The organism is Polaromonas aquatica (genome assembly GCF_042659145.1).
GTDB classification, from domain to species: Bacteria; Pseudomonadota; Gammaproteobacteria; order Burkholderiales; family Burkholderiaceae_C; genus Polaromonas; species Polaromonas aquatica.
The window spans coordinates 117,607-141,821 of record NZ_JBHSRS010000001.1; the positions used below are offsets into that span (position 1 = coordinate 117,607).

The window sequence follows — 24,215 nt, forward strand, 5'->3', positions numbered from 1 at the left end:
GACGAGAGCCTGGCAAACCAGGAAACCATCAACCAGGCGCAACGGGCTCATTAACGCCCAGCCAGTAGGCCTGCAGACAATTGAGTTTTTCGGTGAACTCCCCGAAGTCAACCGGCTTGCGGATAAAGCTGTTGGCCCCGCTCTGGTAACAGGCGACGATATCAGACTGCTCGCTCGAAGACGTCAACATGATCACCGGCACCAGTGCCGTCAGGGGATTGGCGCGGACGTTGCGCAACACGTCCAGCCCGGAGAGCTTGGGCAGCTTCATGTCCAGCAGGATAAAGGAGGGTTGCCTCTGGGTGTCGCGGCCGGCATGGCTGCCCTGGCCAAACAGGAAGTCCAGTGCCTGGGCGCCATCGCGGGCCACGGCAATCTCGGCAGCCACGCCCTGTTCTTCAAGCGTCAATACCGTCAGCTCCAGGTGGTCCGGATTGTCTTCCACAACCAGTATCAACCTATCTTTCATCGATGACCTCCGCGCGTGCTGCTATCAGTTTTATTAAAAAAATCTCATTTTTATGATATTACAAACCACATACAGGTAACACTTATCTTTTACATTTCTCGCCGCACGCCATGGGTCGGATACAACAGGCATGTCCATCACCAGCGGGGAATGGCATCGTCCTTGAGCTGGCCGCGCAATTGTGCGTAATCAGGCACCACCGCACGGACCGTGTCCCAAAACCTCGGGCTGTGGTCCATCACACGCAGGTGGCTCAATTCGTGAACCACAACGTAGTCAATCACGGACTGCCGGAAATGGACCAGCCGCCAGTTCAGGCGTATGGAGCCGTCGGCGCTGACGCTGCCCCAGCGCGTGCCAGCGCTGGACAGGCTCAGCTTGTGCCACTGCACACCCAGCGTCGGCGCGAAGTGGTTGAGCCGCTCGGTGAAAATCCGCTTCGCCTGCCGCATCAGCCAGGCCTGCACGACATCGCGAATCTGCTCGGCCGTGGCGCTCTGCGGCAGGCCGACATGCAGGGTCCGGTGCGTCACGCCCGGAAGGGTGCCGGCATCACTGTCTTTCAGCTCGGCGCCCACGCCGCCAAAGGCATGGCGCGGGTCCAGCACCACAATCACCTGCTCACCCAGAAAAGGCAGCGTGGCGCCGTCCTTCCACTCGATGCGCGCGGACTCCATGCGCTGGTGCCGGTCACGGGTTTCCTGCAGCTTCTTCAGGATCCACGCCGACTTTTCGAGCACGGCCTTGTCGATGTCGTAAAGCGGCACCCACTTGGGCGCGCTCACGGTCAGCCCTTCGGCTCCGACTGAAAAACCTATGGTGCGGCGTTTGCCGCGCCTGAACTCGTAGGCCACCAGGATGCCGTCAAGCAGCGTTTCGCGCGTTGCGCGCGGATGGCGAAAGGTCGCCGGGGCCAAAGCCTGCTGCAGGGTTTGCACGGGAAGTGCAGGCACGTCCGGCACTGCAGCCGGCGCAGGGATCGCTACATTTTCGACAGCGCGTTGCGCAGAGTCCTCCGTGGCCCGGAGTTCATTTGATGCTGAATCGAAGGATTTTTTCCGGCCAGCCGGCTTGACGGGCTCAGGTACAAGCGGCAATGCAGGCGCTGTATCAAAGAGATCAAGCGTGAACTGGAGAAACCTTTGCATCATGGAAGTTTAGCGTGCAGCAGTAGACCCCGCGCTGGCGTAGGCCTCGGGATCCAGCCTGTGCATCTCGGACTCTATCCAGTCCTCGACTTCACGCATCAGTTCGTCCGGCTGGCGGCCTGCGCTGGGAATCGGCTTGCCGATAGAGATGTCCACGATGCCCGGTTTTTTGATGAAGGCCTTGCGCGGCCAGCATTTGGCCGAGGTCACCGCCACAGGGATCACGGGCGCGCCGGTTTCAATCGCCAGCCGCGTGCCGCCGCTTTTATAAACGCCTTTTTGCCCGCGCGGGATGCGCGTGCCCTCGGGGAACATGATGACCCAGGTGCCCTGGGCCATCAGGCGTTTGCCCTGGGCCACCACCTTGTTGAAAGCCTGCGCCCGCTGGCTGCGGTCTATGTGGATCATGTCCATGCGGCTCATGGCCCAGCCGAAAAAGGGAACATACAGCAGCTCACGCTTGAACACAAAGGCCAGCGGATGCGGCATCAGGGTCACCATGGAAAAGGTCTCCCAGGTGCTTTGGTGCTTGACCAGCAGCACCGCGGCACTGGTTTCACCGATTGGCAGGTTTTCCATGCCGGTCACCCTGTTCTTGATCCCCAGGATGACCGTGCCGCCGTTGACCGCCAGGCGCAACCAGCCGGCACACATCCAGTAGATCTGGGTGCTGCTGCCGAACAGGGAAAAAACCAGGACAGCCAGCGCCCACGGAATCACCGTCACGGTCATCCACAGCATATGAAGAATTGATCGGATCAGGGGCATGTCAGGTTTTCCGGGTGCGGGTGAAAAGGAATTGATAGTCGGCCAGGGCGTTTTAAACGTGTCGAAAACAGGTTTTCAGCATCAAAACAGGCCATGGCCGCCGTGAAACAAGCGCAACAAGCTATTGTTTTTATAGCGCAACCTGCAAGGGCCGGGCGCTGCGCTCCAGCAGGAAATCTGCAAATGCAGACAAATCCTGGTGCAGGACCGTGCCCTCGGGCAAACCGTCGGGTTGGCCGCCGGCCCGGTACTGGGCGGATTTGCCAGTCAGGACCAGGTGCGGCTCGCAACCTGCAGCAGCGCCGGCCTGCAGGTCACGCAGGGAGTCGCCGGCCGTCGGCACGCCTTTGAGCGGCACACCAAACCGCGCGCCTATCTGCTCAAACAAACCCGGCAGGGGTTTGCGGCAATTGCAGCTTTCCTCCGGGCTGTGCGGGCAGTAAAACACCGCATCGATCCGGCCGCCGGCCGCCGCCAGCATCTTGTGCATCTTGGCGTGCATGGCATTGAGCGACGCCACATCAAACAGGCCGCGGCCCAGGCCCGACTGGTTGGAGGCAATCACCACGTGCCAGCCGGCATGGTTAAGCCGAGCAATCGCTTCAAGCGCGCCCGGCAGCGGCATCCACTCGTCGGGCGTCTTGACGAAATCATCGCTGTCGCTGTTGATGGTGCCGTCGCGGTCGAGGATGACGAGTTTCATGGCTTCGGTTTTCTTCTTTAAGTGGCCAGCTTGGAGAGATCGGCCACACGGTTCATGGCCTGATGCAGCGTGGCCAGCAAGCCGAGCCGGTTGGCGCGCAGCGCGGCATCTTCGGCATTGACCATCACGCCTTCAAAAAACGCATCCACCGGCGCCTTGAGGGCGGCCAGCGCCTGCAATGAAGCAGCGTAATCGCCAGCGGCAAAAGCCGCATCGGCCTTGGGCGCGACAGACTGTAGCGCTTCGGCCAGCGATTTCTCAGCGGCCTCCTGCAGCAAGGCGGGGTTGATTTTTGCATCCACCGTGCCTTCGGCTTTTTTCAGGATGTTGCCGACACGTTTGTTGGCGGCAGCCAGGGCCGGCGCTTCGGGCAGCGCGGCAAAGGCGCGCACGGCCGCCAGACGCTTGGCGACATCGCCCAGGCGCTGCGGCTTCAAGGCCAGCACGGCATCGACTTCCTGCGCGCTGTACCCTTGTTCGCGCAAGGAACCTGCGAGGCGGTCATAAATGAAATCAACCAGTGCGGGCGAAGCGTCCTGAATCTTGTCGCCAAACGCAGCACCAGCGCCTGTGACCAGCGCGGTCAAATCCAGTGGCAAATCTTTTTCAACCAGCATGCGGGTCACGCCAAGCGCATGGCGGCGCAGCGCAAACGGGTCCTTGTCGCCGGTCGGCAGGTTGCCAATGCCGAACATGCCGACCAGCGTTTCCAGCTTGTCGGCCAGCGCGACGACCACACCGACAGCGTTGCGCGGCAACTCGTCACCGGCGAAACGCGGTTTGTAATGGTCTTCAATCGCGTCGGCCACCTCGGCAGGCAAGCCATCGTTGAGCGCGTAGTACCGGCCCATGATGCCCTGCAGTTCGGGGAACTCGCCGACCATGTCGGTCACCAGGTCGGTCTTGGCCAGTTGCGCCGCCTGATCGGCCTGCTGGGCCAGCACGTCGCCGCCCAGTTGCTGGCCAATGGCCCTGGCAATCGCCCGCATGCGCTGGATACGTTCACCCTGTGTGCCAAGCTTGTTGTGATAAACCACCTTGTCCAGCCCCGCCACGCGCGAAGCCAGCGTCTTCTTGCGGTCCTGGTCAAAGAAAAACTTGGCATCGGCCAGGCGCGGGCGCACCACACGTTCGTTGCCGCCAATCACCGCACTGGCGTCAACCGGGCTGATGTTGCTCACCACCAGGAATTTGTTGCTGAGCTTGCCTGATGCATCAAGCAGCGGGAAATACTTCTGGTTGGCCTTCATCGTGAGGATCAGGCACTCCTGCGGCACATCGAGGAATTCTTTTTCGAATTCGCAGACCAGCACATTCGGGCGCTCGACCAGGGCCGTCACCTCATCGAGCAAGGCGTCGTCTTCAATGGCCTTGACACCACCGCCGACTTTGGCTGCAGCCGCCGCCAGTTGCCTGGCAATCTCGGCCCTGCGCGCGGCAAAGCTGGCAATCACGGCACCATCTTTTTGCAGCGTGGCGGCATAACTGTCAGCGTCTTTCAAGACCACCGGGTCCAGCGCTGCTTCAAAGCGGTGGCCATGCGTGGTGTTGCCGGCCTTCAGGCCCAGCGCCTCAATGGCCACGACATCGCTGCCATGCAGCGCGACAAGGCCATGCGCAGGGCGCACAAACTTCACATCACTCCAGCCGTCGGCCAGCTGGTAGGTCATTACCTTGGGAATCGGCAGTTTTGCAATGGCTTCCAGCAAGGCTTTTTGCAAACCTTCCACCAGCGTTGCGCCCTTGACGGTGCTGTCGTAGAACAAGGCTTCGGCCTTGCCGTCGGGCGCACGCTTCAGCCCCGCCACCGCGGATGCATCGGCGCCCAGTGCCTGCAGTTTCTTCAACAGGGCAGGTGTGGCATTACCAGATGCGTCGAGACCCACGCTCACGGGCATGAGCTTTACTGAGACACGGCTGTCCGGAGCGTGTGAAAGAACGTCAGGTACCCACACGCCTAGTCTTCTTGGGCTGGCGAATACCGTCCAACCGGGCTCCCGAAGCCTTAGATTCAAGTGAACCAGTCCGTTCACGATACGGTCAGCGAACGCTTCACCCAAGATGCTCAGCGCCTTGGGTGGCAGCTCTTCAACAAACAGTTCAACAAGAAGGTTTTGGGTAGTCATCGTCATCGCTCTCACGCAGCCTTCTTTGTCATCTGTTCAACCCACTCGCGCGGCGCCATCGGGAAACCCAGGCGCTCTCTGGATTCGTAATAACTTTGCGCCACGGCGCGCGCCAGGTTGCGGATGCGGCCAATATAGGCGGCGCGCTCGGTCACGCTGATGGCGCCGCGTGCGTCCAGCAGGTTGAAGCTGTGCGCGGCTTTCAAAACCTGTTCATAGGCCGGCAGGGCCAGTTGCACTTCGATCAGGTGTTTGGCCTGCTTTTCGTGCGCGGTAAATGCCGTGAACAAAAAGTCGGCATCGCTGTGCTCGAAGTTATAGGTGGACTGCTCCACCTCGTTTTGTTTGTAGACGTCACCGTAGCTCAGGCCGTCGGTCCACTGCAGGTTGTAGACGTTGTCCACGCCCTGCAAATACATGGCCAGGCGCTCCAGGCCGTAGGTGATCTCGCCGGTGATGGGTTTGCAGTCGATGCCGCCCACCTGCTGGAAATAGGTGAACTGCGTGACTTCCATGCCGTTGAGCCAGACTTCCCAGCCCAGGCCCCAGGCGCCCAGCGTCGGGTTCTCCCAGTCATCCTCGACAAAACGGATGTCGTTTTTCTTTAAATCAAAACCCAGCGCTTCCAGCGAGCCGAGGTACAGCTCCAGGATGTTGGCGGGTGCGGGTTTGAGCACGACCTGGTACTGGTAGTAGTGCTGCAGCCGGTTCGGGTTTTCGCCGTAACGGCCGTCTTTCGGGCGGCGGCTCGGCTGCACGTAGGCCGCCTTCCAGGGCTCGGGGCCGAGCGCTCTTAAAAACGTAGCGGTATGCGAAGTCCCGGCGCCGACCTCCATGTCGTAGGGCTGCAAAAGTGCGCAGCCTTGGTCAGCCCAGTAGGACTGCAGCTTCAGGATGATTTGCTGGAAAGTGAGCATAGGGTTCTGGTTGTGGGTCGCGCTTGTCAAAACTTCAATCACGCCGGGGTATACCTCGCCGTGTAAACCCTCGATTTTACGGGGCATCGCGAGGCTGCGGCCCCGGGATGGCCAGACTTCAGCCTTTGCGCCGTCCGCGCCCGCCCAGCACGGCAAAAGCCAGCACCAGCACAATCAGCCCCCACCACGGCCACAGGCCGAAGCGCGAGGCCCACCAGGCGTAGGGCGTGGTGCCGCTGCGGCCTTCGACCTCACCCACCAGCGCACCACGGGTATGGCGCTCCAGCAGTTGCACGACCTGGCCACGGTAATCAATGATGGCGGTGGCGCCGGTATTGGTGGCGCGGATCATGGGGCGCTCAAACTCAAGCGCGCGCATCCTGGAGATATTCAGGTGCTGGTCTATGGCGATGGTGTTGCCAAACCAGGCGATGTTGCTGATGTTGACAAATATCGTCGGGCTGAGCGCCGGGTCGCGAAAGCGGGCCGCAAGCTCTTCGCCAAACAAATCCTCGTAACAAATATTCGGAGCCAGGCGCTGGCCCTGCCAGTCAAACGAGGGCTGACTGACCGCGCCGCTGTTGAAGTCGGCCAGAGGGATGTTGACGATGGCCAGAAACCACTTGAACAGGGGATGCACAAACTCGCCAAAAGGCACGAGGTGGTGTTTGTCGTAGCGGTAAACGCCGTCGCCGCCATCCTTGGCGCCCACGGTTTGCGGCTTGAGAGCTATGGCTGAATTGGTGTAACCCGTGTTGCTGTTGCCCAGCGGTATGCCTATGATCGCGGCCGTTGCGGAAGCTCCCGGGGCCGGCCTGACGAAATGGTTGGCCAGCGTGTCGAGGTAGTTTTCCGGCAGGTGCGCGGGCAGCAGCGGGATGGCGGTTTCCGGCGTGACCACCAGCGAGCTTGTGGCGGCCAGCAATTGCGAGCCGTACCAGTTGAGCGCGTCCGGGATGCCTTTGCCGCCCTGGAATTTTTCGTCCTGCGCGATATTGCCTTGCAGCAAGGTCACGGTGAAAGGTTTTTGCACCGCGCCAGCAGCGCTGGCGGCGGCCGGGTATGCGGCGGTGAACCTGGAGGCCGCATCCGCGTCAACCTGGACAGCAAGGCTTGCCGCAAAGGCCAGCAGCAGACCCGCCGTGACGGCCACGGCGTTCAGCCAGCGCGGCCGCCGGATCAGCCCCGCAACGGCAGCCGCGGCCAGCGCGGCGCCAAAGGTCAGGCCATGCACACCGACCAGTTTGGCCAGGCCGTCAAAAGGCCCGTCCAGCTGGGCGTAGCCGCCCTCGCCCCACGGGAAACCGGTAAACAGGGCCACCCGGCCAAGCTCGGCCAGCAACCAGAGCGCTGCAAAAACAATAGCACGTAGCGCGCGATTGACGGGGGCCAACAGCATAAAAGCACCGCAAACAGCGGCGTAATACAGCCCCAGGAAGGCTGCCAGCCCGACAATCGCGATCACCGCCAGCGGCGACGCCAGCCCACCATAGGTGTGCAGCGAAATAAACAGCCACCACCAAGTGGCGCACTGCATGGCAGTGGCAAACAGCCAGCCCAGCCAGGCGGCACGTTTCCAGGACCGGCTGCCGTCCAGGTGCAGCACCAGGAACATGAGGGACAGCAGCTGCAGCCACCAGACAGCCTGCCCTGGCACCAGGCCCAGCTCAACACCAAAAGAAAAAGGCCATGCAATGCCGGCAGCATGGGCACAACCAGCTACCAAAACAATAGCAACCTGAATTACGGAAGCACGGCTGCGGGGCGGCGGATGACCTGCATGCTCCAGCAGGGCAGGCATGCTGGGCAGCTGGGACATCATGCTGTCAATCACATCACGCCCCATGCAACGGCCCGTTCACAACAGTTCAGCCTGCCGCAACCGGCGATACCTTGAACCAGCGCACCGCGCCGCCCTTGGTATGAAGCACGGTAAATTGCAGGCCGGACAACGCAAAGTGCTCGCCGCGCTTGGGCACATGGCCCATTTCGTGGGCAACCAGGCCGCCTATGGTGTCGAAGCCCGCATCCTGCAGGTCGACGCCAAAAGCTTCGCTGACACGTTCAACCGAGGTGTCCCCGCTGACGCGGTAGGTGCGGTCCGACAGGCCGAAAATATCGCCCTCGTCTTCGGCGATATCGAACTCGTCCTCGATCTCGCCGACGATCTGCTCAAGCACGTCTTCAATCGTGATGAGCCCGGCAATGCGGCCGAACTCGTCAATCACGATGGCCAGGTGGTTGCGGTTGCCGCGGAACTCGCGCAGCAGGTCGTTGAGGCCCTTGCTCTCGGGCACAAACACCGCCGGGCGCAGCAGGGCCTTGACGTTGAGTTCGGGGGCCCGCTGCAGTTTCAGCAAGTCCTTGGCCATGAGGATGCCGAGGATGTTTTCCTTGTCACCCTCGTAAACCGGGAACCGCGAGTGCGCCGTGGCGATGACCAGATGCAGCAGCTCGTCGTAGGGTGCATCGATGTCGATCAGGTCCATGCGCGGTGCCGCCACCATCACGTCGCCGGCCGTCATGTCGGCCATGCGGATGACGCCTTCGAGCATCTCGCGGCTCTGGGCGCCTATGACGTCGTTGTCCTGGGCTTCCACCAGGGTTTCGATCAGTTCGTCCTTGGAATCGGGACCTGGGTGGAGCATTTCAGCGAGCTTTTGCAGAAAGCCGCGCTTGTCTTCCGTCCTGGAAGATCTACTGGGGGGAATGTCGGACACGGGCGGTGTTCGGTAGTTGTGAAGCCATCAAGGATAGCGCATTCCCCCGAAGTGAACGGAATATCGCGAACGGGGCGCCTGTTTCTATCCGCCCCCTCCAGCAGGGGCCGCGGAACCGGCTTCACCGGGCCGCAGGCGCAGTTACCCCCTCGGGGGCAGCGCATTACACGAAGTGAAAAGCGTGGGGGCTAATTACATCGACGTGCGGTCGCGCGCGTCACGCACGCCCCGCCTGACCTCCTGAACAACGGCAAGAAAGTCCCAGAACTGCTTGGCCTGGACTTTCAGCCGGTAGTCGGTCTGGGCGATTTGCTCCTCAACCATTTCGGTGACACGCGAATCCAGGTCTGCTGGCGGCAACTTGAGGTAGGCCTCGCTCTCGGAGCCATCGCGCATGACCGTGGCGCCGGCCTTGCGGGCGATGTTGAGCATGGCGGTGTTTTCGCTCAGCGCGTGGATGAACACCATGTCAACCCCCTCATTACGGGCATGTATGACGGCACGGTCAAACAGGCGTGCGCCGTAGCGCCGGCCGCGCGCCTTGGCCAGCACCGAAACACCGAACTCGGCGCAGCTTTTAAGCGCCGGGTCGGTGGAAAAAGCCAGGTGCGCCATGGCAATCAGCTCAAGCTTGCGGTTGTAGATGCCAAAAATCTCGTCGCGCTCGAAGTCCAGCCCGCTGACGTAACGCCGTATCTGCTCGTCATTGGCAGCATACCCAAAGCGCAGGTAGCGGTCATGGTCGTTGAGCGCCAACAGGTGGTTGGCGATGCGCTCCCCATGGCTGGGGCCCAAAGAGCGTATGGGGACCATCACCGGCGCCACATAAGGCCGGCCAGACTCATGCGCAGAATTCTCCACGGGTGGGCGGAAGAACTCCTTGCTTGCGCTGAGTGAGGCTTTAAGAAATGCACCGGGCGATACCATGCGTTCAATATAAGGGTTTTCCCTAGAATCTCCAGACCAAGGGGTTTATCGGGCTGAAACCCGCTGCAAGCGCCGAATTCAGCCAAAAAACACCTGAAGCCCAACATGAATGCGCGCCACAAGCTATAAAAACAATAGCAACCAGGGTTGCCACGCACTCTTTGTTGGTAATTATTCGGCGCCAAATGGGCACCCGCCCCTAATTTGCAGGCCTTATTAGGCACCCTGGCAGCCCCAAAAACAAGCGTTCCCGGGGCCTGTTAACCCTAAACCGGCACGGCCGTGGTCGCTTTGACCCGGTCAAGCACAAAGCTGGTTTTGCAGTCCTGCACGCTGGGATGTTTAAGCAGGGTGTCCATGACAAAACGGCTGTAATGCGCCATGTCCTGCACCACCACCCGCAGGAAATAGTCCATCTCGCCCGTCAGCGCCACACACTCCACCACCTCGGGCCAGGCCTGCACGCTGGCCCGGAACACGTCCATGGGGTTGCGTTTATGGCTTTCCGTGTGTTTTTCAAGCCGTACATTCAGGTGAGCGGTGAGGTCCAGGCCGACTTTTTCGGGTTTGACCAATGCCACATAACGGTCAATCACGCCGGACTCTTCCAGCCGCTTGACCCGGCGCAGCACGGCGCTGGGCGACAGGCTGACCTGTTCGGCAAGCTGGTCATAGGTGGCACGCCCATCAGCCTGTAAACTGCGCAAAATTTGCCTATCCAGCTTGTCCAGTGTTTCCATTCCGCTAATTTTGCAGGATTAATGCGTATTGGACAATCCAACGCCTCAATTTGCAGAAAACCTGACGGCCTGCGCCACTAAAGTCTATAAATACATTCTGGAGACTTTTATGAACGCACCCCTGTCATTCGAAAACGAAGCGCGCCGCGCCGGGCAGCCCCAAGCAAGCGCAGCCCCCTCGGGGGGCAGCGCATTACACGAAGTGAAAAGCGTGGGGGCCGACCATTCCGCCTGGGACAACCCCATGGGCACCGACGGCTTTGAATTTATTGAATATGCCGCGCCGGACCCGAAGGCAATGGCTGAAGTGTTCCGGCAAATGGGCTTCACGCCGATTGCCCGGCATCGCCACAAAAACGTGACCCTGTACCGCCAGGGCAGCATCAACTTCATCATCAACGGCGAACCCGACTCGTTTGCGCAGCGTTTTGCACGCCAGCACGGCCCCAGCGTCTGCGCGATTGCCTTCCGCGTGCAGGATGCAAAAGCAGCCTACGAGCGCGCCATTTCGCTGGGTGCCTGGGGTTATGCCGACACGGCAGGCCCGGGCGAGCTGAACATCCCGGCCATCAAGGGCATTGGCGACTCCATCATTTATTTCATAGACCAGTGGCGCGGCAAGAACGGCGCCAAACCCGGCGACATCGGCAACATCGGGTTTTATGACGTGGACTTCCAGCCCCTGCCCGGCATCACGGGAGATGCACTCAACCCGGCCGGCAATGGCCTGACCTACATCGACCACCTGACGCACAACGTGCACCGCGGCCGCATGGACGAGTGGGCCGGGTTTTACGAACGGCTGTTCAACTTCCGCGAGATTCGCTATTTCGACATCGAAGGCCAGGTGACGGGAGTCAAGAGCAAGGCCATGACCAGCCCCTGCGGCAAGATCCGCATTCCCATCAATGAAGAAGGCAACGAAAAGGCCGGACAGATCCAAGAGTACCTGGACAAATACCACGGCGAGGGTATCCAGCACATTGCAATGGGCAGCAACGATTTGCTGACGACGGTAGACAAGATGCGCGCCAACGGCGTGAAGCTGCTGGACACCATAGACACCTACTACGAACTGGTAGACAAGCGCATCCCGGGCCACGGTGAGAATGTGGCCGAGCTGCACAAGCGCAAGGTCCTGGTGGACGGCAAAAAGGGCGCCTTGCTGCTGCAAATCTTCAGCGAAAACCAGTTGGGCCCGATCTTTTTTGAATTCATCCAGCGCAAGGGCGACGAAGGTTTTGGCGAAGGCAACTTCAAGGCGCTGTTTGAAAGCATTGAACTGGACCAGATGCGCCGTGGCGTACTGGAAAAGGCATGACAACCCAAACCGCGCCCGTTGAAGCCGGCAGCCCAGCCCCAACGGCGGCGGTGATCCCCGCCGTGTACGGCGCCAGCGAGCGGCCGCCAAGGGGCGACTATGACCGCAGCGGCCAGGTCAAGGCCGACTACACCTGCCCGCAAAACTACGCCGCCTATACAGATGCCGACCACGACACATACCGGCGCCTGTACAAAAGGCAATCGGCGCTGCTGCCGGGGCTGGCCTGCGACGAGTTCATAGCGGCCCTGCCCTCGCTGGGCCTTGAAGAGCGCATCCCGCGTTTTGACGACATCAACGGCCGCCTGTTCAAGGCCACCGGCTGGGAAGTCGTGGCCGTGCCCGGGCTGATTCCCGAGGTGCCGTTTTTTACCCTGCTGGCCAACCGGAAATTCCCCGTCACCGACTGGATACGCACGCCTGCGGAGTTCGACTACATCGTCGAGCCGGATATCTTCCATGACATGTTCGGCCATGTGCCGCTGCTGTTTGACCCGGTGTTTGCCGACCACATGCAGGCCTATGGTGCGGGCGGCCTGAAGGCGCACGGGCTGGGCGCCTGCGAGCAGCTGTCGCGCCTGTACTGGTACACCATCGAGTTCGGGTTGATGCGGCAAAGGGGGCAGGTACGCGCTTACGGCGCAGGCATCCTGAGCTCATCGGGCGAACTCGCCTATGCCGTCACAAGCGGCGAGCCGCAGCGCATCGCGCTTGACCTGCTGCGCGCCATGCGCACGCGCTACAAAATTGACAGCTACCAGCAGACCTACTTTGTCATCGACAGCTTCAAACAGCTGTTTGACATGACAGCGCCGGACTTCACGCCGCTGTATGCGCAACTCAAGACCATGGAAGAGCTTTCAGCCAATGCGGTGAGCCCCGGTGACGTCGTGATCCACACAGGCAACTGAGACAGCACGCTCACAACCAGTTGTCGAGAACGGTGCGCGTCTTTTCCCAGTAAGCGCGCAAGCGCTCAAGCTCCTGCGCAGCATTGACCGGCACTGCGCCGGTTTTTGCATGTGTTTCAAGCGCGATGCCGACAGACTGCATGGCCACCGCGCCGACATTGCCGGCAGCCCCCACCAGCGCATGGCTGGCCCATGACAGCGCCTGGGCATCATCGGTGCGGATAGCCTCGCCGATGGCATCCAGGCGCAGCACGGCATCGGTCCTGAAGAGCGTAATCACTTCACGCGTCATGCTCAGCTCATCGTCGTCAAACTCCTTGAACTGCGCCAGGCGCCCGAAATCCATCAGCGCAGGCTCGACGCTTTCAGCCGCAGCTTCTTCGGCGGCCTTGCCCGGGGCATCAAGGGCGCTGGTGCTGCCGCCCACACCAGGCTGGTCCATCCAGCGCTCCAGCGCCAGCGTCAGGGCCGCGACGTACAGCGGTTTGGTCAGGTAATCGTTCATGCCCGCATCCATGCAGCGCGTGCGGTCCTCCGACGCGGCGCCGGCCGTCAAGCCGATCACCGAGGGCGACAAGGGCCCCAGCAGCGCATGGATTTCCTGCGTTGCCTGCAAGCCGTTCATGCGCGGCATGTTGACGTCCATCAGCACCGTGCCAAAACGCTGGCCTGCGGCATGCGCCCTGGCAACCGCCTCCAGGGCCTCCTGCCCGTCCAGCGCGGTTTGCGACGGATAACCCAGCCGGGCCAGCATGGCACAAGCCACTTTCAGGTTGACGGCGTTGTCATCCACCACCAGCACAAGGCTTTTGCCCGGGGCATCCACGCTCACGGCCAGCGGGGCATCAGCCACAGCCTGTGCAGCGCCCTGCGTCGCGATGCAACGCGCCATGGTGTCAAACAACTGCTTTTGCCGCGTCGGCTTGAGCAAACGCGCGGCAAACAGCTGGGCCGCTTCATGGCCCGGCGGCATGAAACCCGAGGTCAGCAGCACCAGCGGCACGGCCGACCAGGCGTCCTTGGCCTTGATGGCCTGCGCCAGGCTGACGCCGTCCATTTCAGGCATGTGCATATCGGTGATCACCACATCGGGCAGGCGGCCCTCGCCGTAGGCCAGTGCCATCATTTGCAGGGCCTTCTCGCCCGACTCCGCACTGCTGACCCGCATGCCCCACAACTCCAGCTGCCGGGTAAGGACGCGGATATTCGTTTCATGGTCGTCCACCACCAGCACATGCCGGCCCTGCAGCAGGGTCGCATCCACCACACCCAGCATGGCCGACAGCGGAGCCAGCGGCGCCTGCACGGTAAACCAGAAGGTGGAGCCCTGGCCCGGCACACTTTCCACGCCTATCTGCCCGCCCATCAACTCCACCAGCCGCTTGCAGATCGCCAGCCCCAGGCCGGTGCCACCGTACTTGCGGGTGGTGGAGGTGTCGACCTGTACAAAGGCCTGGAACAGCGCATCCAGCCGGTCCGCCGGAATCCCTATGCCGGTATCGGTGACGCGGAACTCCAGCGTGGCAAAGCCCGGTTTTGCCTCGCCGTCCAGGCGCCGCACATGGACCGCAACCTCGCCTTTTTCGGTGAACTTGATGGCGTTGTTGATCAGGTTGATCAGTACCTGGCGCAGGCGCGTGACGTCGCCCAGGATGGCCGCAGGCACTGCGTGCTGCCCGTCAGTCGCAGCCTCGGCCACATCGATGATCAGCTCCAGGCCTTTTTCGCGGGCCCTGGATGCAGCGATGTCGCAGGCCTCTTCCACTGCGCCGCGCGGACTGAGCGGCTCTGACTCCAGGTCCAGCTTGCCCGATTCGATTTTGGAAAAATCGAGGATGTCGTTGATCACGCCCAGCAACTGGTCGCTGGACAGGCGTATGGTCTGCAAGTAGTCGGTTTGTTCTTCGTCAAGCCGGGTTTCAGCCAGCAGCGTGCTCATGCCCAGCACGCCGTTCAGGGGCGTACGTATTTCGTGGCTCATGGTGGCCAGGAAAGCGGCCTTGGCTTTGGCCGCCTGCAGCGCTTCTTCGCGCGATGCCTCCAGCTCCGCCGTGCGTTTGGCCACGCGCGCCTCCAGTTGCTGGTTGGCCTCTTCAATGGCTTCGGTTTTGGCCTGCACTTCTGCCCGGTAACTTTCAAGCTGCTCCGCGCTGTCGTGCAGCACCTGCGACAGTTGCCGGACCTCGCGGATATGCGTGGCCCGGTCGATCTGCGGTACCTCACCGCGGCCAAGGCCCTGCGCCGCCCGGCCCAGCAACTCCAGCCGCCGGCTCAGGCGCTGCGCCACATAAAAGGCCACCAGGCCGCCAAGCAGCAACACCGCGGCAATGATGCCCAGTGAGCCCATCAACGCCCGCTGTGTGGCGGCGGTGAAGTCGCTTTCAGGCGCAGCCACCACCAGCGTCCAGCGCAGGCCGAGCTCATCGCCAAAAGGACGGCGCACGGCAATCAATGCATCGCCGTCCATGGGCAGGCGGTTCAGCGACACGGAACGGTCTACAAAACCTTCGGCCATCACGGCATCGGACGATTTCTTGCGCAGCCCCGCCTCCAGCGCGGCGTAACTTGCGCGCACCACCGGGTTGCGGCTGTCATCGGGCCTGACACGTTCCAGCACCCCCGCCTTTTCCCGGTACAGCGTATCGCCCGCCGAGGTGGCAACCAGCAGGCCCTGCTCATCGACCAGGTAAGCCGCGCCGTGCGCACTGATCCTTTGGGTGCGTAAAAAATCGGCCAGTTGCTGCAGGCGCAGGTCCGCCGCAAAAACGCCTGCTGCGCCCGAGAAGTCGTCATAGATGGGCTGTGCCAGCGTGATGACCAACTGCTTTTGCGCAGCAGATATATAAATGGGCGAAAAAACACGGCCGCCTGCACGCAGTGCGGCCTCGTACCAGGCGCGGGTGCGCGGCTCGTAGTTGCCGGGCTCGGGCGGCAATCCCTGCGAGCGGTCGCCGGGCTGGCTGGCAAGAAAAAACCGCCTCGGGTTGCCGACACCATCACGCACCTCACGCACGCTGACCTCGGCACCGCGCGCGGTTTGTTCCACACCAAAAAAATTACCCCTGACGGTGCCCATGTACAGGAAAGGCACGCCGGGCGATTGCCGGGTCAGGGCAAAAGCCATGGGTTCAAACAGCGCAGGCTGCTCCAGCCACCTCCGGGCCTGCCGGATTTGCTGCGGATTGAGCGTGGCCGGGAAAAGGCCATTCATGATGACGTGCGCCTGCTGCAGGTGACGCTCGGTCTCGGTCTGCACGCGCAGGGCCACGCTGCCCATCACCTGGTTGGCAAGGTCACCAACCGACTGTGTGCTGCTGCGGGCCAGCAGCCATGTCACGCCTGCGGCGGGCAGCAGCGCAAACAGCAGCAGGCTGACCACCAGGATGCGGCGCAGCGAAAATGAATATCCATGTGGCAATGTGAGCATGACGGCAGGCCCTGGAAAAATGCTCAAACAGCCAGCGAGAGCAACTCGGCCGCGTCCATGGGTTGCGTGCGCCCGGGCAATGTGATCATGGCCCTGCCGCCCGTCTGGGCTGCACCGGTAATGCCGCGCAACATCGGCACGCTGGCGACCACCGTCCAGCCCGCGTTGCTGGCCTGCTTTTGCAGCAGCAGCGTGGCATTGACCACATCGCCCACGGGCAGGATCCTGATCTCGCCATGCAAGGGGTCCTGCAGCTTGGCCAGGGCGACAGGCCCGCTGTGAAGGGCGACGCCCACACTAAAGAGTGGCAGCTTGTGATGGGGAAATTGAGCCTGCAAATATTTCTGCACGCGTTTGGCAGCATCCACCAGCCCCAACGCCGCCCGGGCCGCACGCAGGCCATGGTTGACGGACAGGGTGTCGGTGCTGTTCACGAAAACAGCCAGCAGAGCCTCGCCCACAAACTGCATATGGCGGGCGCCAAAAAGATGCACCGTGTCGCCGGCGTTGTTGTAGAACTTGCGCACGGTTTCGCTCAGCTCTTCGGTGGTGAGTTTTTCCGCCAGCGCGGCGTAGTTCAGCACGTCGACAAACAGCACCGTGGCGCTGGCAAATTTTTCGTCTTCAGTTCCGCCTTCCGACTCCGGCCATTTTTCACTGAGCCCCGCAGCCAGCTTTTGTTCATATAGCCGCGCCAGCTGGTGCTTCTGCTCTTCCAGCGCAGAGGTCACGGCCGCTTCGACCGCCGTGGCCTGCGCCACCGCACGCATCTCGCGCCTGTTGAGCTGGGCCGAGGCAGCTTCGCGCAGTTCCCCGGGGCGAAAGGGCTTGGTGATGTAGTCGTCCGCGCCGCTGGTCATGCCGATGCGCATGTGCGCACGCTCCAGCAGCGATGTGAGCAGGATCACCGGTATTTCGGCAATGGCCGGGTCGGCGCGCAATGCCTGCAGCATCGCAAAACCGTCCATGACGGGCATCTGGATATCGCTGATCACCAGGTCGGGTTTGTGTTCCCGTACAAGTGCCAGGCCATCGGCACCATTGTCAGACGACAGCACGTCGTAACCATCTTTTTTGAGCACCGAGGCCACCAGCATGCGCGTGGCGGCGTCGTCCTCCATCAACACAATCAGGGGCATTTAAAGTTCGTATTCCAGCAGGGACATGCCGCAAGCTTACACAATTTGCGTTACCCGACGCACCCGACGGCCTTGTTGTCCAGCAAAGCCAGCGTGGTGTCCATGATTTGCGGCAGGAAGGCCATCTGCACATGCGCCGCACCACGCACCAGCCGGTTGTCCGCGCCCGGCAGGGTCGCGGTTGATGCCGGAAACACGATGTTGTCGCTGCTGGAATACCAGCAGGTAAACAGCGCATGGCGGCCCAGGGGCATGCCATGGTCAAGCTGTGCCTGCCAGCTTGACCCCAGACGCATCTGGCGGCCGTTGCGCGCATGCCCAAAACGCGCCAGCCAGGTGCCGCGGTGCGGCGTGCCAATCGTCACCACATGGTGCACGCGGGCCTCGGCCTGCCTGGCCTTGAGCCAGGCTCTCGCGGCCAGCCCGCCCATGCTGTGGCACACCAGCACTGGCGGCAGCCCGGTGGCCTCGGTGACCTGCCGGACCGCTGCGTCGATCTGCGGCACATAGTCGTCAATCGAGCCAAACAGCGGCTCCAGGTTGAGCGCCACAAAGGCATGGCCGGTACCTTGTAGCCGCTTGAGCCACGGCGTCCACAAACCGCGGTTGCAAAAGAACCCATGCACAAACACCACGCCCCGGCGTCCCTGCAGCCCAGCCTGCGGCGAGAGTTTGTCCGGTACGGCGTTGGCACGAAATGGCTGGCGCCAGCAAAACACCCGGGGTGCGGTCAAGGTCTCCCCCACCCATGCGCGGAACAATTCGCCCCAGCTCGCCTGCGGCGCGGGGTCGGACTTGTTGATGCGCCTCAACAGCAGGAATTCCAGCGCCAGGAAAGCCGTGTACCCGAGCGCAATCACCAGGAAACCCGAGATGGCCAGGAACGGCGCACTGCTCCGGAAGTAAAGCAGCCAGCCGCAAGCGGCGGCTACCAGGATGAGGGTGATGAGTCTTTGTATATTTGCCAGCATGAAAAAACGTCGGGAGAGCGTCGTCGGGTATCTCGGGTCCCTGAAACTATAGTTCAGGCCAGCTTGACGTCCTGCCCCGTCAATCGTTTCGCCAGGCCCTGCGCCAGCCGGTTGACGGTGCCGTAGACCGAGAGTTGCGGATTGGCGCCTATGCTGGTCGGGAAAATGGAGCCGTCGTGAATCGACAGGTTTTCGAGCTGCCAGTGCACGCCGTCCGGCCGCGTCACGCCCTGCGCCTCCGTGCCCGCCAGGCCGCAGCCACCCATCACGTGGGCGCTGACCACCCTGGTCAGCATGGGTTTCATCGGGAGCCTGTTCACCGCCTCACGCGCCTCGGCCCATGAGGTGTAAGGACTGGCCATTTCATGCAAGGGCAAGACCTGCTGCGCGCCGGCGGCAAACTGGATCTCCATCATCGACAGCAGGGCCCGGCGGCCGCCATCCATCACAAAATCGGTCAGCGCATAGTCGAGCACGGCGGAGTCGTCGCTGCGCAGCCTGACCTTGCCTCCGGGCGCCTGCTCATGAAAGCCGTCGCGCAACAATGCCAGCAAGGTGTGGTTGTGCGGAAAGGATTTGAGCAGGTCGTGCTGCCTCTGGCCCATGCCCGGTACTGTCGAGGCAAAAATCACCGGGTGCAGCGGCGGAGCTTCCAGCTTGTAGCCCATGGGTCCGTCAATCGCCTGGGTGTCCATGAAGTGGTCGGAGTAAATGCTTTGCGGCGCACCGCTCCAGGCCTCGACCTTTTGTTCAAACACGGCGGACGACATCACGACAGGATGCAGAAATGTCCTTTCGCCCAGCCGGCCATGCGGATCTGGCGCGCCCGAACGCAGCAGAACCGCCGGTGAGTTGATCGCGCCGCCTGCCAAGACATAATGTTTCGCTACTATTTTTATAGCCGACTGCGCTCGATTCACGGAGGCCAGAGCCCCATTTGATGTTACAGACCGGCAAATCAGGGCCGTCACCTTGCCGTTGGAGAGCTCAAACCTCTCGGCACGGGTTTCGGTCAACAACTGCGCGCCCTTGTCGAGCGCAGCAGGAATCGTGGTGACCAGCATGGACTGTTTGGCATTGGTCGGGCAGCCCATGCCGCAGGAGCCCAGGTTCCAGCAGCCTTTGACATTGCGTGAAATGGCGGCAGCGGGAATGCCGAGCTTTGCAGCCCCACGGCGCAGCAAATCGTTGTTCTCGTTGGGCGCCACAAGCCAGGGCAGTATGTTCAGGCGCCGCTCGGCCTGGTCAAAATAAGGCGCCAGCGCATCGACGCCGTAGTCCTTCAAGCCAAACCTGTCCTGCCAGAACTGCAGCGTGGAAGCCGGGGTACGAAAGGAACTGGTCCAGTTGACGGTAGTCGAGCCGCCCACACAGCGGCCCTGCAAAATGGTGATGGCCTTGTCTTCGGTCTTGCGCGCAGCGCTTTCCTGGTACAGCGAAGGATAGGCTTCGGACTCTTTCTGGTTGAAGTCGCGGCTGCTTTTTAGCGGCCCCTCCTCAATGATCACCACCTGCAAACCGGCTTTTGCCAGCAGCTCGGCCGTGATGCCCGCGCCGGCGCCGCTGCCTATGATGGCGACGTCGCACACGATGTTTGCAGGTGCGAGGCCCAGGGCGCCGCCAAAAACTCTCCAGCCGCGTTGAATGCCCTGGCGAACAGGATCCGGCAATTGACTCATGCTTTAAACAATCTTCAGATTTTCAGGGGGCCGGGGTAACCCAGCAACGGCCAGCTTGCGGGGTCTGAAAAATAGGCGCCTGCAGCGATGTCATGCAGGGCCGCATAGGCCTGTTGCCTCAAACCCAGTGTGGATATGCGCATGCCTTGCAGTGCCTCTTGAACTTCGGCAACACTCGCCTCGGCCCAGGGCGCACTCAAACCAGCGAGGGTACGGCGGCCCGCAGCGCTGCCCAGCAGGGACAACAATTGCGACAACTCGCCTTGTGCGTGGGGTGGCAGCGCGCCGACGAGGGTATCAACCCGGGCCAGCAAGTCGTTCAGTGCGATCTCGCGGGCGCCCGGCTCTGTGGGCAGTGTTTTGTCGAGGACCGCCCGTCCGACGGCAGCAAACACCTCCCGGCCAAGGGGGCTCAATGCGCCACGTGCAAGTCCCGGCTCAAGCAAGGCCGCCGCACCGCCCGCGACAAGCAGCACCGCCGTTGAGGCCAGGCCGAGCTTGAGAAGGCGTCTTCTTTGCATCGTTTGAGTTTCGCATGGGGCACTGCGTTTCAATAGAGCTCCATACCTAGATAAACTCCGGGTTTGTATGGACGCATCTGCACAACGAATTCATGACGCGCTGCAAGGCGTTGCCCGGCTGCGGCAAGCGCATGCGGCCAATCCGCCGCTTGCGCACGCAGGCTCTGAAATCAAGCGCTTCCAGGCACGCCGTTTCCAGGCCACTTACACCGACCTGCTGCGAAGCCCCAGGTACAAAACGGCAGCGACCTTCTTTCTGCACGAGCTCTACAGCGACAAGGATTACGCCGAGCGCGACCAGCAGTTTGCCCGCATCGCCAACACCATCGCAAAACTTTTCCCGCAGGCCGTTGTCAACACGGCGGCTGCGCTGGCCGAGGTGCATGCGCTGACCGAGAGCCTGGACGACCTGATGGCGCAGCAATGGCTTGAGTCTGTCGCGACGCATCCGGCAATGGGCGCCCCGGCACGCTACATCCAGTGCTGGCGGCGCGTGGCCGACGCCGCAGCGCGGCACAGGCAACTGGATGTGGTGCTTGTGCTTGGACAGGAGTTGAACCGGCTGACACGCAAACCCGGCCTGCGCACCCTGCTCAGGATGATGCGTACCCCTGCAGCGGCCGCGGGCCTGAGCTCGCTTCAGGGTTTTCTGGAGGCTGGCTTTGATGCCTTTGCCGACATGCGCGGTGCGGACGAGTTCCTGAAGCTGATTCAGCAGCGTGAAACCGAATGGATACGCTCCCTGTTCGAAGACGAACTCGTCGCCTGCGAGACCAAAATGACTCATTTGCTCGCTGCGGGCGTCTCCCCCTAGCGCAGCATCAGGGCTTGCCCCATACAGATTTCCCGGCAAGGCTCACACAATGGCCGGCAAGGAGTGTGTATGAACAAGCATTGGCTCAAGAATTACCCTGAGGGTGTTGTCCACGATATAGACACGGAGCAGTTTCAGTCGCTCAACCAGTTGCTGGAGGAGTCTTTCAGGAAGAACGCAGCCAAACCATTTTCGGTCTGCATGGACCGCTGGATGTCCTACGGACAACTGGACGATCTGTCTTCCGCACTCGGGGCGTGGCTGCAAAGCCTTGGACTTGAACCGGGTGCCCGCGTGGCCATCATGCTGCCCAACGTGCCGCAGTTTGCAGTGACCATGGCGGCGATTTTGCGTGCCGGCTACACCTGCGTGAACGTCAATCCGCTGTATACGGCACGCGAACTTGAGCACCAGCTCAAGGACTCGGGTGCAAGCGCCATTGTGATCCTGGAGAACTTTGCCGGCACGCTCGCCGAGGCCATAGAAAAGACTCAGGTCAAAAACGTGGTCATGGCCTCCATGGGGGATTTGTTGGGTTTCTGGTACGGCAACTGGATCACCTTTGCGGTCCGCCATCTTGCCAAGCTGGTGCCCGCCTACAAGCTGCCCCTGGGCGATGGGCGCGTGGTCACGCCCTTCAACCGGGCGATCGCCGAGGGGACCCGCCTCAAACTCAAGCCCGCGCAAAACAACCTGGACTCGGTCGCCTTCCTGCAGTACACCGGCGGCACGACGGGCCTGTCCAAGGGCGCCGTGCTCACGCACCGCAACATCGTCGCTGCGATCTTGCAGGCTGAGGCCTGGTTCACACCCGCGCTGAAATGCGTTGGCGATGTCAGCAAAACCAACAATATTGCCGCACTGCCGCTGTATCACATCTTCGCGCTCACACTCTGCCTGTTGACCATACGCTGGGGGGCTCATCTGACGCTGATCCCCAATCCACGCGATTTCGGCAAGTTCATCGAAGTGCTGAAAAAGCGCCCCTTCCACATGCTGCCGGCGGTCAACACCCTGTTCAATGCCCTGCTGCAACATCCCCAGTTCAAAACCGTTGATTTTTCAGCGCTGTGCGTCTCCCAGGCCGGCGGCATGGCCGCGTCCGAAGGCACAGCCAAACACTGGCTGCAGGTGACGGGCAGCGCCATGATAGAAGGCTGGGGCATGAGCGAAACCTGCGCCATAGGCACCAATAACCCGGTCATCAACAAACAGTTCACGGGCACGATAGGCCTGCCCCTGCCCAGCATTGACATAGCCATCAAGGACGACGACGGCAACTCGCTGCCCACAGGAGAGTCTGGCGAGATCTGTATCAAGGGCCCCCAGGTGATGACGGGCTATTACAGGCAGCCGGAAGAGAACGAAAAGGCGTTTACCAGCGACGGCTTCATGCGTACGGGCGATATCGGCATCATGGACGGGCAGGGCTACACAAAGATCATTGACCGAAAAAAGGACATGATCATTGTTTCGGGCTTCAACGTGTACCCCAATGAGCTCGAAAATATCATCTCCCTGTGTCCCGGTGTCGTGGAATGCGCGGCAATTGGCGTTGCAGACCCAAGCCAGGGGGAGGCCATCAAGGTCTTTGTCGTCAAAAATGACCCCACATTGAGCGAAGATGATGTGAGCGCCTATTGCAAGCAACACTTCACCGGCTATAAACGCCCGAAATATATTGAATTCCGCGATGACCTACCTAAAACCAATGTCGGGAAAATCCTCAGGCGCGAGCTGCGCAGCCCGGCTTGAAGGCCCTGTAATGCAGGTGTCGGGATGAGCATGCCGCCCTTACCCGCCGGCGTGCATGTTTTCGAGCGAGGATGGCTGTCGGCAAACAGTATCCTGTTCACGGACGGTGATCAAAGCCTGATGGTCGACAGCGGTTATTGCACCCACGCGGCACAAACGCTTTCGCTGGTGGAGTCTGTCCTGGAGAGCCGGCCACTCGACATCCTCGTCAACACGCATTTGCACAGCGACCATTGCGGCGGTAACGCGGCCCTGCAGGGCAGATATCCGGCGATGCAGACACTCATTCCTCCCGGCCAGGCGACACATGTCACTGACTGGGACCCAGTTGCGCTGACCTATTCACCTACCGGCCAGTTTTGCCCCCGGTTTTCCTTTGACAAAACATTGCAGCCTGGCACACGGCTGCAATTCGGCTCGAGCATGTGGGAGGTGCACGCGGCTGCCGGCCACGATCCGCACTCCCTTGTTTTTTTTGAACCCCGCAACAGAATATTGATTTCTGCTGATGCCTTGTGGGAAAACGGTTTTGGCGTCGTTTTCCCGGAACTTGAGGGGGAAAGCGCATTTTCAGAGGTGGCTGCCACACTGGACATGATTGAGCGCCTGGCGCCAACGACGGTCATTCCCGGCCATGGGCGGGTCTTTGCCTACACACCCGAGGTACTGGCCACGGCAAGGCAACGCCTAAATGCATTTGTCAAAAACCCGCTCAGGCATGTACAGCATGCGGCAAAAGTTCTGCTCAAATTCAAGCTGCTCGAAGTACAAAGGCAACCCTTTGATGATTTCTCAAAATGGGCGTTGGCAACCCCTTACTTTGTATTGATACAGCAAAGATTTTTTTCCGACATGCCCGCGCCGGCATGGATAGCACAGCTATGCGATGAGCTCGTCAAGGCTGGGGCTGCGGAACGTGATGGCATCTACATCTGCAATGCCTGAAACAGCTGGGGAAAAAAGCAAAAAGCCCGCACGGATCTTTTGAATCCTTGCGGGCTTTTCTAATTCAACCATTCAATATCGAGCCGCCATGACGGCGGACGGCAGGCCCATTCAAAAATGAGCTCCTGAAAAAACAAAACCCCCACTTGAAATCTCAAGCGGGGGTGTTGTCGTTGTAAGAGCCTGACGATGTCCTACTTTCACACGGGAATCC

Annotated in this window: 20 protein-coding genes; 5 read left to right on the top strand and 15 right to left on the bottom strand. The window is 61.2% G+C overall.

Features of this window, described 5'->3' with window-relative positions; genetic code table 11:
* Window positions 1-28 precede the first annotated feature (28 nt).
* From ACFQND_RS00565 to ACFQND_RS00610, 10 genes are all read right to left on the bottom strand, one after another.
* On the bottom strand, window positions 29-469 hold the full coding sequence (locus ACFQND_RS00565) for a response regulator (protein WP_371434675.1): 441 nt from the start codon (window positions 467-469) through the stop codon (window positions 29-31).
* Window positions 470-606: 137 nt separating this feature from the next.
* The gene (locus tag ACFQND_RS00570) at window positions 607-1,617 is read right to left on the bottom strand and encodes a M48 family metallopeptidase (protein ID WP_371434674.1); all 1,011 of its coding nucleotides are present in this window, start codon (window positions 1,615-1,617) and stop codon (window positions 607-609) included.
* Between the two features lie 9 nt (window positions 1,618-1,626).
* A complete protein-coding gene (locus ACFQND_RS00575; protein ID WP_371434673.1) occupies window positions 1,627-2,385 on the bottom strand; it encodes a lysophospholipid acyltransferase family protein in 759 nt (252 codons plus the stop codon).
* Between the two features lie 130 nt (window positions 2,386-2,515).
* Window positions 2,516-3,088, bottom strand: a complete 573-nt coding sequence (gene gmhB / locus ACFQND_RS00580; RefSeq protein ID WP_371434672.1) for a D-glycero-beta-D-manno-heptose 1,7-bisphosphate 7-phosphatase — start codon at window positions 3,086-3,088, stop codon at window positions 2,516-2,518.
* A gap of 17 nt (window positions 3,089-3,105) precedes the next feature.
* On the bottom strand, window positions 3,106-5,214 hold the full coding sequence (glyS, locus tag ACFQND_RS00585) for a glycine--tRNA ligase subunit beta (protein WP_371434671.1): 2,109 nt from the start codon (window positions 5,212-5,214) through the stop codon (window positions 3,106-3,108).
* An 11-nt stretch (window positions 5,215-5,225) separates the two neighbouring features.
* Complete coding sequence (gene glyQ, locus ACFQND_RS00590; RefSeq protein WP_371434670.1) at window positions 5,226-6,131, bottom strand: glycine--tRNA ligase subunit alpha; 906 nt, start codon at window positions 6,129-6,131, stop codon at window positions 5,226-5,228.
* 118 nt (window positions 6,132-6,249) lie between these two features.
* Window positions 6,250-7,950 (bottom strand): apolipoprotein N-acyltransferase, encoded by a 1,701-nt coding sequence (gene lnt / locus ACFQND_RS00595; RefSeq protein WP_371434669.1) that lies wholly within the window; start codon window positions 7,948-7,950, stop codon window positions 6,250-6,252.
* Between the two features lie 49 nt (window positions 7,951-7,999).
* Window positions 8,000-8,851, bottom strand: coding sequence for an HlyC/CorC family transporter (locus tag ACFQND_RS00600; protein WP_371434668.1), 852 nt, complete (start codon window positions 8,849-8,851; stop codon window positions 8,000-8,002).
* A gap of 192 nt (window positions 8,852-9,043) precedes the next feature.
* Window positions 9,044-9,778 (bottom strand): GNAT family N-acetyltransferase, encoded by a 735-nt coding sequence (locus ACFQND_RS00605; RefSeq protein WP_371434667.1) that lies wholly within the window; start codon window positions 9,776-9,778, stop codon window positions 9,044-9,046.
* Between the two features lie 266 nt (window positions 9,779-10,044).
* On the bottom strand, window positions 10,045-10,518 hold the full coding sequence (locus tag ACFQND_RS00610; protein WP_371434666.1) for an Lrp/AsnC family transcriptional regulator: 474 nt from the start codon (window positions 10,516-10,518) through the stop codon (window positions 10,045-10,047).
* Window positions 10,519-10,627: 109 nt separating this feature from the next.
* Here ACFQND_RS00610 and hppD point away from each other — a divergent pair, with 109 nt between their 5' ends.
* Window positions 10,628-11,839, top strand: a complete 1,212-nt coding sequence (gene hppD / locus ACFQND_RS00615) for a 4-hydroxyphenylpyruvate dioxygenase (protein WP_371434665.1) — start codon at window positions 10,628-10,630, stop codon at window positions 11,837-11,839.
* Window positions 11,836-12,750, top strand: coding sequence for a phenylalanine 4-monooxygenase (gene phhA / locus ACFQND_RS00620; protein WP_371434664.1), 915 nt, complete (start codon window positions 11,836-11,838; stop codon window positions 12,748-12,750). Before hppD ends, phhA begins: the two co-directional genes overlap by 4 nt.
* A gap of 10 nt (window positions 12,751-12,760) precedes the next feature.
* Here phhA and ACFQND_RS00625 read toward each other — a convergent pair whose 3' ends face one another.
* From ACFQND_RS00625 to ACFQND_RS00645, 5 genes are read right to left on the bottom strand one after another with little or no spacing between them, the layout of a single operon-like run.
* A complete protein-coding gene (locus ACFQND_RS00625) occupies window positions 12,761-16,177 on the bottom strand; it encodes a response regulator (RefSeq protein ID WP_371434663.1) in 3,417 nt (1,138 codons plus the stop codon).
* Between the two features lie 23 nt (window positions 16,178-16,200).
* A complete protein-coding gene (locus tag ACFQND_RS00630; protein WP_371434662.1) occupies window positions 16,201-17,316 on the bottom strand; it encodes a response regulator in 1,116 nt (371 codons plus the stop codon).
* 50 nt (window positions 17,317-17,366) lie between these two features.
* Entirely contained in the window at window positions 17,367-18,287 is a 921-nt protein-coding gene (locus ACFQND_RS00635; RefSeq protein ID WP_371434661.1) for an esterase/lipase family protein, read from the bottom strand.
* 53 nt (window positions 18,288-18,340) lie between these two features.
* Window positions 18,341-19,966 (bottom strand): GMC family oxidoreductase, encoded by a 1,626-nt coding sequence (locus ACFQND_RS00640; RefSeq protein WP_371434660.1) that lies wholly within the window; start codon window positions 19,964-19,966, stop codon window positions 18,341-18,343.
* Between the two features lie 14 nt (window positions 19,967-19,980).
* Entirely contained in the window at window positions 19,981-20,487 is a 507-nt protein-coding gene (locus tag ACFQND_RS00645) for a hypothetical protein (RefSeq protein WP_371434659.1), read from the bottom strand.
* A gap of 67 nt (window positions 20,488-20,554) precedes the next feature.
* Here ACFQND_RS00645 and ACFQND_RS00650 point away from each other — a divergent pair, with 67 nt between their 5' ends.
* The 3 genes from ACFQND_RS00650 (at window position 20,555) to ACFQND_RS00660 (ending at window position 24,001) form a co-directional block, all read left to right on the top strand.
* Window positions 20,555-21,301 carry an FFLEELY motif protein gene (locus ACFQND_RS00650; RefSeq protein ID WP_371434658.1) on the top strand — a complete coding sequence of 249 codons (747 nt, stop codon included), beginning with the start codon at window positions 20,555-20,557 and terminating at the stop codon, window positions 21,299-21,301.
* 69 nt (window positions 21,302-21,370) lie between these two features.
* A complete protein-coding gene (locus tag ACFQND_RS00655) occupies window positions 21,371-23,056 on the top strand; it encodes an AMP-binding protein (protein WP_371434657.1) in 1,686 nt (561 codons plus the stop codon).
* A 24-nt stretch (window positions 23,057-23,080) separates the two neighbouring features.
* Window positions 23,081-24,001 carry an MBL fold metallo-hydrolase gene (locus tag ACFQND_RS00660; protein ID WP_371434656.1) on the top strand — a complete coding sequence of 307 codons (921 nt, stop codon included), beginning with the start codon at window positions 23,081-23,083 and terminating at the stop codon, window positions 23,999-24,001.
* Window positions 24,002-24,215 lie beyond the last annotated feature (214 nt).

Bases quoted from the DNA above. Each gene is read 5' to 3' on its own strand.
- ACFQND_RS00565 (WP_371434675.1), bottom strand. From the start codon at position 469: ATGAAAGATAGGTTGATACTGGTTGTGGAAGACAATCCGGACCACCTG.
- ACFQND_RS00570 (WP_371434674.1), bottom strand. From the start codon at position 1,617: ATGCAAAGGTTTCTCCAGTTCACGCTTGATCTCTTTGATACAGCGCCT.
- ACFQND_RS00575 (WP_371434673.1), bottom strand. From the start codon at position 2,385: ATGCCCCTGATCCGATCAATTCTTCATATGCTGTGGATGACCGTGACG.
- gmhB (WP_371434672.1), bottom strand. From the start codon at position 3,088: ATGAAACTCGTCATCCTCGACCGCGACGGCACCATCAACAGCGACAGC.
- glyS (WP_371434671.1), bottom strand. From the start codon at position 5,214: ATGACTACCCAAAACCTTCTTGTTGAACTGTTTGTTGAAGAGCTGCCA.
- glyQ (WP_371434670.1), bottom strand. From the start codon at position 6,131: ATGCTCACTTTCCAGCAAATCATCCTGAAGCTGCAGTCCTACTGGGCT.
- lnt (WP_371434669.1), bottom strand. From the start codon at position 7,950: ATGTCCCAGCTGCCCAGCATGCCTGCCCTGCTGGAGCATGCAGGTCAT.
- ACFQND_RS00605 (WP_371434667.1), bottom strand. From the start codon at position 9,778: ATGGTATCGCCCGGTGCATTTCTTAAAGCCTCACTCAGCGCAAGCAAG.
- ACFQND_RS00610 (WP_371434666.1), bottom strand. From the start codon at position 10,518: ATGGAAACACTGGACAAGCTGGATAGGCAAATTTTGCGCAGTTTACAG.
- hppD (WP_371434665.1), top strand. From the start codon at position 10,628: ATGAACGCACCCCTGTCATTCGAAAACGAAGCGCGCCGCGCCGGGCAG.
- phhA (WP_371434664.1), top strand. From the start codon at position 11,836: ATGACAACCCAAACCGCGCCCGTTGAAGCCGGCAGCCCAGCCCCAACG.
- ACFQND_RS00625 (WP_371434663.1), bottom strand. From the start codon at position 16,177: ATGCTCACATTGCCACATGGATATTCATTTTCGCTGCGCCGCATCCTG.
- ACFQND_RS00630 (WP_371434662.1), bottom strand. From the start codon at position 17,316: ATGCCCCTGATTGTGTTGATGGAGGACGACGCCGCCACGCGCATGCTG.
- ACFQND_RS00635 (WP_371434661.1), bottom strand. From the start codon at position 18,287: ATGCTGGCAAATATACAAAGACTCATCACCCTCATCCTGGTAGCCGCC.
- ACFQND_RS00640 (WP_371434660.1), bottom strand. From the start codon at position 19,966: ATGAGTCAATTGCCGGATCCTGTTCGCCAGGGCATTCAACGCGGCTGG.
- ACFQND_RS00645 (WP_371434659.1), bottom strand. From the start codon at position 20,487: ATGCAAAGAAGACGCCTTCTCAAGCTCGGCCTGGCCTCAACGGCGGTG.
- ACFQND_RS00650 (WP_371434658.1), top strand. From the start codon at position 20,555: ATGGACGCATCTGCACAACGAATTCATGACGCGCTGCAAGGCGTTGCC.
- ACFQND_RS00655 (WP_371434657.1), top strand. From the start codon at position 21,371: ATGAACAAGCATTGGCTCAAGAATTACCCTGAGGGTGTTGTCCACGAT.
- ACFQND_RS00660 (WP_371434656.1), top strand. From the start codon at position 23,081: ATGAGCATGCCGCCCTTACCCGCCGGCGTGCATGTTTTCGAGCGAGGA.